We start from the raw sequence: 12,814 nt of genomic DNA on the forward strand, positions 1-12,814 counted from the left end.
CGACTTTGTCGATGGTGTCGTTAATCGTAGTGGTTGCGCCATTGCCCGCAACTTCCAGTTTTTCGAAGTTGCCGCCAGAAGCGTCAGTGATCTTGACGGTTTGGGTGCTCTTATCGATAAACACGTCATCGGTAGGCGCAGGCACGGTTACAGTGCCAACAGTGTCCCCAGCCTTGATGGTGATCGACGAACCGTTATCCAGCTTCAGGGTGACGTCAGTACCGGCCTTGTTGCTCAAGGTCGCGGTGTAGGTGATCTGGCCACCTTCGTTCACTGCGTTTGGCGCAGTCAACGTGACAGTCGTAGTGTTATCGGTACCCGGTGTGTCAGTTACAGTTGTAGTGACTTTATCGGTCCCTGGAACCAAATTCTCGAAGTGCTCGCCGCCAGTCACTCCTTGGATGGCGGTAGTGACGGTCTGGTCGCCTTTGTACACATCATCCGGTGCAAGAACCGACACGCTAGCGCTGGATTCATTCACACCAATGGTGATGGTTTGGCCGTTATCCAGAGTGACGGTGAGCGGGTTGGTGATGTTAGTCACCGGGGCGCCGTTTTTATCCACAAGGCTGGCGGTGTAGACGATGTTGCCGCCTTCGCCAACGGTAGTAGTCGCCGTCAGGACCACATCAACCTTGTCGATGGTGTCGTTGATTGTGGTGGTTGCGCCGCTACCCGCGACTTCTAACTTCTCGAAGTTGCCGCCAGTGGTTTCGGTGATCTGCACGGTTTGCGTGCTCTTATCGATAAACACGTCATCGGTAGGGGCAGGTACTGTCACGGTGCCAATGGTTTCGCCGGCTTTGATGGTGATCGACGAGCCGTTATCCAATTTCAGCGTTACATCAGTGCCCGCTTTATTGGAAAGCGTAGCGGTGTACGTGATCTGCCCACCCTCATTCGCCTCGGTCGGAGCCGTCAGCGTTACGGTGGTGGTGTTGTCGGTGCCTGGGTTATCGGTGACAGTGGTGTTCACTGGCGTAGTGCCAGGGACCAGGTTCTCGAAATGTTCGCCGCCCGTCACGCCTTTGATGGCAGTGGTGACAGTTTGGTCGCCCTTGTACACATCATCCGGCGCCAAGACGGAAACAGTGCCGCTGGACTGGTTCACACCAATGGTGATGGTTTGGCCGTTATCCAGAGTGACGGTGAGCGGGTTGGTGATGTTAGTCACCGGGGCGCCGTTTTTATCCACAAGGCTGGCGGTGTAGACGATGTTGCCGCCTTCGCCAACGGTAGTAGTCGCCGTCAGGACCACATCAACCTTGTCGATGGTGTCGTTGATTGTGGTGGTTGCGCCGCTACCCGCGACTTCTAACTTCTCGAAGTTGCCGCCAGTGGTTTCGGTGATCTGCACGGTTTGCGTGCTCTTATCGATAAACACGTCATCGGTAGGGGCAGGTACTGTCACGGTGCCAATGGTTTCGCCGGCTTTGATGGTGATCGACGAGCCGTTATCCAATTTCAGCGTTACATCAGTGCCCGCTTTATTGGAAAGCGTAGCGGTGTACGTGATCTGCCCACCCTCATTCGCCTCGGTCGGAGCCGTCAGCGTTACGGTGGTGGTGTTGTCGGTGCCTGGGTTATCGGTGACAGTGGTGTTCACTGGCGTAGTGCCAGGGACCAGATTCTCGAAGTGCTCGCCACCAGTCACGCCTTTGATAGCGGTGGTAACGGTTTGATCGCCCTTGTACACGTCATCAGGAGCAATAACCGAAACGCTACCGCTCGACTGATTCACACCGATGGTGATGGTTTGGCCGTTATCCAGAGTCACGGTGAGCGGGTTAGTAATGTTGGTTACTGGCGCGCCGTTTTTATCCACAAGGCTGGCGGTGTAAACGATAGTGCCGCCTTCACCCACGGTAGTCGTGGCGGTCAGGACCACATCGACCTTATCGATGGTGTCGTTGATGGTGGTGGTCGCACCGTTGCCTGCAACTTCTAACTTCTCGAAGTCGCCGCCCGTGGTCTCGGTGATCTGAACGGTCTGGGTGCTCTTATCGATGAACACGTCATCGGTAGGCGCAGGGACGGTTACGGTGCCGACGGTGTCGCCAGCTTTGATCGTGATCGAAGAACCGTTATCCAACTTCAGGGTGACGTCAGTACCGGCCTTGTTGCTCAAGGTCGCGGTGTAGGTGATCTGGCCACCTTCGTTTGCTTCGGACGGAGCCGTTAGTGTAACGGTAGTAGTGTTATCGGTGCCCGGAGTGTCCGTCACAGTCGTGGTGACTTTATCGGTGCCAGGCACCAGGTTCTCAAAGTGCTCGCCACCGGTCACACCCTTGATAGCGGTGGTGACGGTCTGGTCGCCCTTGTAGACGTCATCCGGCGCTACCGTGGTAACGGTGCCACTCGACTGATTCACACCGATGGTGATGGTCTGACCGTTATCCAGCGTAACGGTGAGCGGGTTGGTGATGTTAGTCACCGGTGTACCGTTTTTATCCACAAGGCTGGCGGTGTAAACGATAGTGCCGCCTTCGCCGACGGTGGTGGTGGCAGTCAGAACTACATCGACCTTATCGATGGTGTCGTTGAACGTGGTAGTCGCACCGTTGCCCGCAACTTCCAGTTTTTCGAAGTTGCCACCTGTGGTTTCGGTGATCTGAACGGTCTGCGTGCTCTTGTCGATGAACACGTCATCAGTCGGTGCAGGCACGGTCACGGTGCCGACAGTATCGCCAGCCTTGATGGTGATGCTTGAGCCGTTATCCAACTTCAACGTGACGTCAGTACCGGCCTTATTGCTCAAGGTCGCGGTATAGGTGATCTGGCCACCTTCATTTGCTTCAGAGGGGGCGGTCAGTGTCACAGTGGTGGTGTTATCGGTGCCCGGAGTGTCCGTTACAGTTGTAGTGGCTTTATCGGTACCTGGAACCAGATTTTCAAAGTGCTCGCCACCGGTCACGCCGCTGATAGCAGTAGTGACGGTCTGGTCGCCTTTGTAGACATCATCCGGGGCGACGTTGGTAACGGTGCCACTCGACTGATTCACACCAATGGTGATGGTCTGACCGTTATCCAGCGTAACGGTGAGCGGGTTGGTGATGTTAGTCACCGGTGTACCGTTTTTATCCACAAGGCTGGCGGTGTAAACGATAGTGCCGCCTTCGCCGACGGTGGTGGTGGCAGTCAGAACCACATCGACCTTATCGATAGTGTCGTTGATGGTGGTGGTCGCACCGTTGCCTGCAATTTCCAGCTTCTCGAAGTTGCCGCCAGTGGTCTCGGTGATCTTGACTGTCTGGGTGCTCTTGTCGATAAACACGTCATCAGTCGGCGCAGGCACGGTCACGGTGCCAACAGTGTCGCCTGCCTTGATCGTGATCGAAGAACCGTTATCCAGCTTCAACGTAACGTCGGTCCCCGCCTTGTTGGAAAGCGTAGCGGTGTACGTAATTTGCCCGCCCTCATTCGCCTCGGTCGGCGCAGTCAACGTCACGGTGGTGGTGTCGATCGAATCGGTGATCGTGGTGACTGCCGGTGTGGTACTCGGCACCAGGCTTTCAAAATTGCCGCCAGTCGCGCTGGTAATGGTGGTGCTGACCGTGCTGCCGTTGACATAGACATCGTTGGGCGCCGTGTCTACGACCACGCTGCCGACGGACTCGCCGGCCTTGATAGTGATCACCGAGCCATTGCTCAAGGTGACGTTCACCGGGGTTTGTGCCGGGTTGGTCAGCGTGGCGGTGTAGGTGATCTGACCGCCTTCGGTCACGGTCGAACCTGCGGTCAGGGTGACCGTGGTGGCATCGATCGAATCAGTAATGGTGGTGACTGCCGGCGTGGTGCTCGGTACCAGGTTTTCAAAGTTGCCGCCGGTTGCGCCGGTGATAGTGGTGCTGACGGTCGAACCGTTGTTGTAAACGTCGTTGGCCGGAGTATCGACCACAACGGTGCCTGTCGACTCGCCCGCCTTGATGGTGATCACCGAGCCATTGCTCAAGGTGACGTTCACCGGGGTTTGTGCCGGATTGGTGAGGGTGGCGGTGTAGGTGATCTGGCCGCCTTCGGTCACGTTGCCGTTGGCTGTGAGGGTAACGGTGGTGGTGTCGACCGAATCGGTAATGGTGGTGATCGCAGGCGTGGTGCTCGGTACCAGGTTTTCAAAGTTGCCGCCGGTTGCACCAGTGATGGTGGTGCTGACGGTCGAACCGTTGTTGTAAACGTCGTTGGCCAGAGTATCGACCACAACGGTGCCGGTCGACTCACCCGCCTTGATGGTGATCACCGAGCCATTGCTCAAGGTGACATTCACCGGGGTCTGCGCCGGGTTGGTCAGGGTGGCGGTGTAAGTGATCTGACCGCCTTCGGTCACGCTGCCGTCGGCTGTCAGGGTAACGGTGGTGGTGTCGACCGAATCGGTAATGGTGGTGACTGCCGGCGTAGTGCTCGGTACCAGGTTTTCAAAGTTGCCGCCGGTTGCACCGGTAATGGTGGTGCTGACGGTCGAACCGTTGTTATAGACGTCGTTAGCCGGAGTATCGACCACAACGGTACCTGTCGACTCGCCAGCCTTGATGGTGATCACCGAGCCATTGCTCAAGGTGACGTTCACCGGGGTTTGTGCCGGGTTGGTCAGCGTGGCGGTGTAGGTGATCTGGCCACCTTCGGTTACGGTCGAGCCAGCGGTCAGAGTGACCGTGGTGGTGTCGATGGTATCGGTGATCTGCGTCACGGCCGGGTTAGGGTCGATGGTCAATACCAGGTTGCCGCCGCCGGTGGTACCGGTAACGCCGACGCTGATCTGGCCCGGGTCGATGTACGGGCTGTCATTAGGGGCCAGAGGTACATTCACGGTGCCGGTCAACTGGCCCGACGGGATGGTAATCACCGCGCCATTGGTCAAAGTGACGGTCAGATCGCTGGTGGAAGGCCGGGTCACGGTGGCGGTGTAGGTCAGCACGCCGCCCGCTTCGGTGATGGTTGGCGTCGCGCTCAGGGTCAAGGTCGAAGGCTGCAGCACTTGGTTGCCCGAGTCCGCCGAGCCTGGTGCTCCGCTCAGGGCGTTGAGTGCTGAAGTGCCTTGGCCGATAGGGGCGGTGGGGAAGCCGATGGTCGGGTCTACACGGCCGGCGGTCGCATCCAGCACCACGAAGCTATGGCCGCCCCCGGCGGCACCGTTACCGGCAGCGTTTGCGCCAGCTGCGGTGGCTTCCAGGTCGGTGGTCGGGTCAGCGCCGGCGGCGATGGCTTGTTGCAACTCGGCCACCGATGGCGCGGCTTGCTCGCTGGCCGCCGCCAGGTCGGTGGTGGAGTCCGGCATATCGGCGCTCCACTGGGTGTCACGGCCCAGGTCCAGGATGCGACCGTCGGCCAGCTCCAGGCTCACGGCGCCCGACATACCGGTGTCGATCTGGTCGCCCGCGAACAAGCGATCACCTTCAATGAGGACGCGGCGAGCACCTTCCGGAGAAATTACGAAAACTTGACCAACAATGCTTTTGACGGTGGCAACAACACTGCTCATTAAAATTTTCTCCGGCGATCCGTTTCGACAAATCCATTTCGCAGCGCGCTATTAGCGCTGCCAATCTGGGGGCGTAGTCTATAAATGCATTGACGTCAAATATTTGGCTGGATTTTTTAGCTATCTAGTTTGTGCCAAACTATTGACCTTATGGTCGCCATCCTAAACAATCGCCCTAGTAATGTCACATTGATATTTATGCGGCGAACCGTCCTACATGTGTGAAGCAGTTCCGCTTTTCGAACTTTCCGACGTACGGTCATTACGGTAGCCATTATCCGACGCAGCGGTGCCAATCGCTGTGATTTAAGACAAGAAGTCTTGGGGAAATTTTAAATGCGTCTGCACCTGTTCAAGGCAATACCGTTCGCTCTCGCCGCCAGTTTCGTACAAGCCCAGACACTGCCCCAAGCCATGCAACAGGCATTGGACGTACACCCGGAAATTCAGGCGGGTGTTAACAGCCGCATCGCCGCCGATTACCAATTGCGCGCCGCACAAGGTGGCTACCTGCCGCGTGTCGACTTGAACGCCGGTTACGGCCGCCAAGGAACCGACAATGCCACCAGCCGTGCCAATAACCCTGGCGGCAATCACTGGGAGACGCTCAACCGCGGCGAATCCAGCCTGCGCCTGCAGCAAATGATTTTTGACGGTTTTGCTACCTCCAGCGAAGTCGGGCGTCAACAAGCCAACGTTAATTCCCGCGCTTACTCCTTGCTGGGGACTTCCGAGCGCACTGCGCTGACCGTTGCCCAGGTTTACCTGGAAGTATTGACCCGTCGTGAGTTCGTGCGCCTGGCCGAAGACAACCTGCGCAACCACGAGCGCATCTACGATCAGATCAAGTTGCGCACCCAGCGTGGCGTCGGCAACGGTGCCGACCAGGACCAGGCCGAAGCGCGCCTGGCTCAGGCCCGCAACAACTTGATCACCGAGCAGACAAACCTGGCCGACGCGCAGGTCAACTACCTCAGCGCCGTCGGCCAGATGCCCGACGAACTCGAGCGTCCGGCCCCGTTCATGGCCATGCTGCCAGCCGACCTGAACGAAGCGCGCCGTCAGATGCTCGACAACAGCCCGGTGCTGCGTTCGGCCGAGTCGGATATCTCTGCCGCCGAGAAGCAGTACGACGCTGCCAAATCCACATTCTATCCGCGCTTTGACGCTGAACTGGGCACCAACGCCGACAACAACGTCTCAGGTGATCCCAACCACAGCAATGGCTGGGAAGCCATGGTGCGCATGCGCTTCAACCTGTTCGCCGGTGGCAGCAACAAGGCCGACCTGCAATCGAAGTCCTACCAGGCCAACCAGGCGCTCGACATCCGCAACAACGCCTTGCGCCAACTCAATGAAGAGCTAGGCTTGGCTTGGAACGCCCTGAACAACGCCAACGCGCAATTGCCGGTCGCCCAGCAGTACGTGGATCACAGCACCCGCGTACGCACGTCCTACCAGCAACAGTTCAGCCTTGGTCAACGTACTCTGTTGGATTTGCTCGACAGCGAGAATGAATTGTTCACTGCTTCCCGCCGCCTGGAAGAAATCAAGAACATTCAGTTATTTACTCAGTACCGAATCAAGGCGACCATGGGCGAATTGCTCAAGAGCCAGGGAGTGGTTGCACCAATGGCCTCCGTCGTGCAGAACGACGTGAAACCTAAAGTCCAACTGCCTGGGATGAATTGAGCCACCCCAATAGCCCCATCTGTTAGTCGAGAGTGCGCCGCGTGGAACCTGAAGTCAGTCGAGTTCATCTCAGTCATGATCCACGCGCACTGCACGATGACCCGTTACTCGACGGGTTGTTGGCGCTCTGCGCCCTGCATCAGAAACCGGCCAGTGCGGCCATGCTCACCACCGGCCTGCCGCTGCCTTCGCAACGGTTGAGTGCCGAGTTGCTGTCGCGTGCCGCTGCGCGGGCCGGGCTGCAAGGCCGGCTGCTGCAACGCAAGCTGGATCAGATCCCGACCATTGCATTGCCGGCGCTGCTGTTGCTCAAGGACGGTCGCAGTACCGTGCTGGTCGGCTGGCAGGGCGAAGATCAAGCGCGGATCCTGCTCAGTGAAAGCGACGGCGGTGAAGTGCTGATCAAGCGCGAAGCATTGGCCGACGACTACATCGGCAAAGTCTTCTTTGCACAGCCGCAACACAAATTCGACGTCAACCACGGCAGCCTGATTCCACGGGCGCGCTCGTGGTTCCGTGACACCCTCATGCGTTCGCGCTGGCTCTACACCGACGCCATCGCCGCCAGCTTTCTGATCAACATCATCGCCATGGCCGCGCCGCTGTTCGTGATGAACGTGTACGACCGCGTCGTGCCGAACCAGGCCACCGCTACCCTGTGGGTGCTGGCCGTGGGCATCTGCGGTGCCTACCTGTTCGACCTGATCCTCAAAAGCCTGCGCAGCCTTTGCCTGGACCTGGCCGGTAAAAAAACCGACCTGATCATCTCGGCCACGTTGTTCGAGCGCATCGTCGGCATGTCCATGAAGTACCGCCCGGCGCGGGTCGGCAGCTTTGCGCAGAACATCCACGAGTTTCAAAGCCTGCGCGACTTCCTCGCGTCTTTGACCCTCACCAGCCTGATCGACCTGCCGTTTACGCTGCTGATCTTCCTGGTCATCGCCATCCTCGGCGGGCACCTGGTGTGGATTCCGGTGCTGGCATTCCCTCTGGCCCTAGGCATCGGCTACGCCTTGCAAAAGCCCCTGGTCGCGACCATGGAGCGCACCATGGCGCTGGCCGCCGAGCGCCAGTCGAGCCTGATCGAAACCCTCGCCGGGCTCGATGCGGTCAAGGTCAACAACGCCGAGAGCGAGCGTCAGTACGGCTGGGAACAGACCATCGGCACCCTGAGCCGGCTTGAGCTGCGGGTGAAGTTGCTGTCGGGCCTGTCGATGAACATGACCCTGCTGATCCAGCAACTGGCTGGCGTAATCATGATCGTGTTCGGCGTGTACCAGATCATCGACGGCAACCTCAGTATGGGCGGCCTGATTGCCTGCTACATGCTCAGTGGCCGTGCCTTGAGCCCGCTGGCCTCGTTGTCGGGCCTGCTCACGCGCTACCAGCAAGCCAAGGTCACCATGACCTCGGTGGACCAGATGATGGAGCTGCCCCAGGAGCGCAACTTCGAAGAGCGCCCCATGAGCCGTCGCACCCTGCAAGGCGCCATCGAGTGCCGGGGCCTGAACTTCACTTACCCGAACCAGCAGAACCCGGCGCTTAAAAACATCAACCTGGTGATCAAGCCAGGGGAAAAAATCGGCATCATCGGCCGCAGCGGCTCGGGCAAAAGCTCCCTGGCCAAGCTGATCGTTGGCCTTTACCAGCCCGACTCCGGCTCCTTGCTGGTGGATGGCGTGGACGTGCGCCAGATCGACGTGAGCGAGCTGCGTCACAACATCGGCTATGTGGCCCAGGATATTCAATTGCTGGCCGGCACCCTGCGCGACAACCTGGTCAGCGGTGCGCGCTACGTCGAGGATGAAATGGTCCTGCAAGCTGCCGAACTGGCCGGCGTGCACGAATTTGCCCGCCTGCATCCCCAAGGCTACGAACTGCAAGTCGGCGAGCGTGGGCAGAACCTGTCCGGCGGCCAGCGCCAGAACGTCGCCCTGGCCCGTGCGCTGCTGCTCAACCCGCCCATGCTGCTGTTGGACGAACCCACCAGCGCCATGGACAACACCGGTGAAGAACGCTTGAAGCAACGCCTGCAAGCCGTGGTGCAAAACAAGACCGTGGTGCTGGTCACGCACCGAGCCTCACTGCTCTCCCTGGTCGACCGCCTGCTGGTGGTCGACCGTGGGCAGATTCTCGCGGACGGCCCGAAAGCCGTGGTCATGGAAGCGTTGAAGAAGGGGCAGATCAGTGTTGCTTAACTCCATCAAGAGTGCGGTCGGCCGCTACTTCAAAGGCTCCGATTCGCTGCAGGGCCAGCCGCTGCCCGAGGTCAACAAGGCGCTGATCGAAGATGCGCCGCGGGTGATCCGCCTGACCATCTGGGCGATCATCGCGTTCTTTATATTCCTGGTGGTGTGGGCCGGTTTCTCCCAGATCGACGAAGTGACCCGTGGCGACGGCAAGGCGATTCCGTCGTCAAAATTGCAGAAAATCCAGAACCTGGAAGGCGGTATTGTCGCTGAGCTGTACGTCAAGGAAGGCCAGATCGTAGAAGCCGGCGCGCCGTTGATTCGTCTCGACGACACGCGGTTTGTCTCCAACGCCGGCGAAACCGAAGCCCTGCGCCTGGCCATGCAACTGCGCGTCGAGCGTTTGAGCGCGCAGGTGGATGACCGCCCGCTGAACATCCCCGACGACGTGCTCAAGGCCGCGCCGAGCCAGGCCGCCAACGAGCGCTCCTTGTATGAAAGCCGCCGCCAGCAGTTGAAAGACGAAGTCGGCGGCTTGCAGGAGCAACTCGTCCAGCGCCAACAGGAACTGCGCGAATTCACCTCCAAGCAGGGCCAATACCGCAGCCAGTTGTCCCTGCAACGCCAGGAAATCAACATGTCCGAGCCGTTGGTGGCCCAGGGTGCGGTGTCGCCGGTAGAAGTGCTGCGCCTCAAGCGCGCCGAAATGGAAACCCGTGGGCAGCTGGACGCCACCACCCTGGCGATCCCGCGTGCTGAATCGGCGATCAAGGAAGTGCAACGCAAGATCGATGAAACCCGCGGCAAATTCCGCAGCGAAGCCCTGACCCAACTCAACGAAGCCCGTACTGAACTGAACAAGGCAGAGTCCACCGGCCGCGCGCTGGAAGACCGGGTCAGCCGCACCCTGGTTACCTCGCCAGTGCGCGGGATCGTCAAGCAGTTGCTGGTCAACACCGTTGGCGGTGTGATCCAGCCGGGCAGCGACATGGTCGAAATCGTGCCGCTGGATGACACCCTGCTGGTAGAAGCCAAGATCCGCCCGCAAGACATCGCCTTCCTGCACCCAGGGCAGGAAGCGGTGGTCAAGTTCACCGCTTACGACTACACCATCTACGGTGGCCTGAAGGCCAAGCTCGAACGCATCGGTGCCGACACCATCACTGATGAAGACAAGAAGACCACCTACTACATGATCACTCTGCGCACCGACCGCAGCCACTTGGGCACCGATGAGAAGCCGCTGCTGATCATCCCCGGCATGGTCGCTTCGGTGGATATCATCACCGGCAAGAAAAGCATCCTCAGCTACCTGCTCAAGCCGATCATCAAGGCGCGGGCCGAGGCGTTGCACGAGCGTTGATCTTCAGCGCCTGTACCGACCTCATCGCAGGCAAGCCAGCTCCCACATTTGAATGGGTTCACAAATCAAAATGTGGGAGGGGGCTTGCCCCCGATGAGGCCGTCAGCATCACGCTACAGCTCAAACCAAACGCCATATCCATATGCGCTAACGGTATTTAAGCTTCCATCCTTATGCCTATAAATTCACTCCCCTGTCCGCCGGGAATGAATCCAATGTCTGCCACCACCGCCCCCCAAACCTTCGACATCCGCCCCTTCCCCGGCAGTGTAGGCGCCGAGATCATCGGCCTGGACTTGTCCCGCCCAGTCAACGACCAGGACTTCACCCGCATCCATCGCGCTCACCTGGACCACCATGTCATCGTGTTCCGCGACCAACGCATTACCCCCGCACAACAGATCGCCTTCAGCCGCCGTTTCGGTGTGCTGCAAATCCATGTGCTCAAACAATTCCTATTGGCCAACCACCCTGAAATCCTGATCGTCTCCAACATCATCGAGAACGGCCAATCCATCGGTCTGGGGGATGCGGGCAAGTTCTGGCATTCGGACCTGTCATACAAAGAACTGCCTAGCCTGGGCTCAATGCTGCATGCTCAGGAACTGCCCTCTGAAGGCGGCGACACCCTGTTCGCCGATATGCACAAAGCCTGGGAGCACCTGCCAGGCCACCTGCGCAACGCCGTCGAAGGCCGCAGCGCCGCGCATTCCTACACGGCGCGCTACAGCGAGACCAAATTCGAAGGCAACTGGCGCCCACCCCTTACCCCCGAACAGCTCGCCCAGGTTGCCGAAGTGGTGCACCCCGTTGTGCGCACCCACCCGGAAAACGGCCGTAAGGCGCTGTTCGTCAGCGAGGGCTTCACCACCCGTATCGTCGGCCTGCCCGATGACGAAAGCCGAGACCTGCTGGCCCAGCTCTACGCCCACAGCGTGCTGCCGGAAAACATCTACCGCCACCAGTGGCAGCCCCACGACCTTGTGTTCTGGGACAACCGCTCGCTGATCCACCTGGCCGCCGGTTGCCCAAGCCACCTGCGGCGCAAGTTGTACCGCACCACGATTCAGGGGGATGCGCCTTTCTAACCCGATGAAGCCTGCTAGGATTGCGTCCAGTTCACTCTCAACGGACCACGAGTGCTTGGCATGCAATTACCGGACATGAACCTGCTGGTCGCCCTCGACGCGTTGCTCGACGAGGGCAGTGTGGTGGGCGCCGCACGGCGGATGAATCTGAGCCCGGCCGCCATGAGCCGCACCCTCACGCGTATTCGTGAAGCGGTCGGTGACCCGATCCTGGTACGTGCCGGCCGTGGCCTGGTGCCGACGCCCAAGGCGCTTGAGCTGCAAGGCCAGGTGCGCAATGTGGTGGAGCAGGCTGCGTTGTTGTTCCGTTCGGCGGACCAAGTTGATTTGAGCACCTTGCGCCGTCGTTTCAGCGTGCGCGCCAATGACTTTTTCATCGGCGTGTATGGCGGGCGGCTGTTCGACACCATGGAGCGCGTGGCGCCGCTGTGTGAGCTGCGTTTCGTACCCGAAGGCGACACCGACGATGAAGCCCTGCGCGAAGGGCGGTTGGACTTGCGGGTGAGCAACACCATGCCTGCCAGCCCGGAAGTGAAGGTGCAGAACCTGTTCTCCACCACCTTTGTCGGCCTGGCGCGGCAAGACCACCCGTTGTTCGACGAAGAAATCACGGCGGCACGCTTTGCCAGCTATTCCCACATCAGCATCTCCCGGCGTGGCATCGCCCGTGGGCCCATTGATACTGCGTTGAATGCTCAAGGCCTGGAGCGCCGTGTGGCCATGATCGCCCCAGGCTTTCACGGTGCGATGTTCATGCTGCCCGATTCCGACCTGCTGTTGCCGGTACCCAAGGAAGCCCTCCTGAGCGCCAAGCGTCTGAACCTGCCACTGCGCGCATTTGCCCTGCCGATTCCACTGCAAACCCTGGTCCTGGCGCAATCCTGGCACCCGCGCTTCGACAAAGACCCGGCCCATAAATGGCTGCGTGAAACCATGCGCGAAAGCTGTCATGCCACCTGGCTTGAAGCCCAGCCGGTATAAAGCGAACGCAATCAATGTGGGAGCT

6 protein-coding genes are annotated in these 12,814 nt (G+C 59.5%); 5 read left to right on the plus strand and 1 reads right to left on the minus strand.

Features of this window, described 5'->3' with window-relative positions:
* Positions 1-5,476: retention module-containing protein (locus tag QK296_RS02610; protein ID WP_282390556.1), on the minus strand; the 5,476-nt coding region annotated here is incomplete at its 3' end.
* Between the two features lie 336 nt (positions 5,477-5,812).
* Between QK296_RS02610 and QK296_RS02615 the strand changes: the two genes are divergently transcribed.
* From QK296_RS02615 to QK296_RS02635, 5 genes are all read left to right on the plus strand, one after another.
* The gene (locus tag QK296_RS02615) at positions 5,813-7,168 is read left to right on the plus strand and encodes a TolC family outer membrane protein (protein WP_034135884.1); all 1,356 of its coding nucleotides are present in this window, start codon (positions 5,813-5,815) and stop codon (positions 7,166-7,168) included.
* A 41-nt stretch (positions 7,169-7,209) separates the two neighbouring features.
* Positions 7,210-9,366, plus strand: a complete 2,157-nt coding sequence (locus tag QK296_RS02620) for a type I secretion system permease/ATPase (protein ID WP_003187441.1) — start codon at positions 7,210-7,212, stop codon at positions 9,364-9,366.
* A complete protein-coding gene (locus QK296_RS02625) occupies positions 9,356-10,720 on the plus strand; it encodes an HlyD family type I secretion periplasmic adaptor subunit (protein ID WP_003187442.1) in 1,365 nt (454 codons plus the stop codon). Before QK296_RS02620 ends, QK296_RS02625 begins: the two co-directional genes overlap by 11 nt.
* Positions 10,721-10,935: 215 nt before the next feature.
* The gene (locus tag QK296_RS02630; protein ID WP_057709489.1) at positions 10,936-11,808 is read left to right on the plus strand and encodes a TauD/TfdA family dioxygenase; all 873 of its coding nucleotides are present in this window, start codon (positions 10,936-10,938) and stop codon (positions 11,806-11,808) included.
* Between the two features lie 60 nt (positions 11,809-11,868).
* Positions 11,869-12,789, plus strand: a complete 921-nt coding sequence (locus QK296_RS02635) for a LysR family transcriptional regulator (protein WP_003187445.1) — start codon at positions 11,869-11,871, stop codon at positions 12,787-12,789.
* The last annotated feature ends 25 nt before the right edge of the window (positions 12,790-12,814 follow it).

Origin of the sequence: Pseudomonas sp. AL10 (assembly GCF_029960685.1) — a bacterium.
Lineage (GTDB): Bacteria > Pseudomonadota > Gammaproteobacteria > Pseudomonadales > Pseudomonadaceae > Aquipseudomonas > Aquipseudomonas lactis.

Excerpts from the sequence above, each read along its gene's own strand:
- QK296_RS02630 (WP_057709489.1), top strand. The coding sequence starts at position 10,936 with ATGTCTGCCACCACCGCCCCCCAAACCTTCGACATCCGCCCCTTCCCC.
- QK296_RS02635 (WP_003187445.1), top strand. The coding sequence starts at position 11,869 with ATGCAATTACCGGACATGAACCTGCTGGTCGCCCTCGACGCGTTGCTC.
- QK296_RS02615 (WP_034135884.1), top strand. The coding sequence starts at position 5,813 with ATGCGTCTGCACCTGTTCAAGGCAATACCGTTCGCTCTCGCCGCCAGT.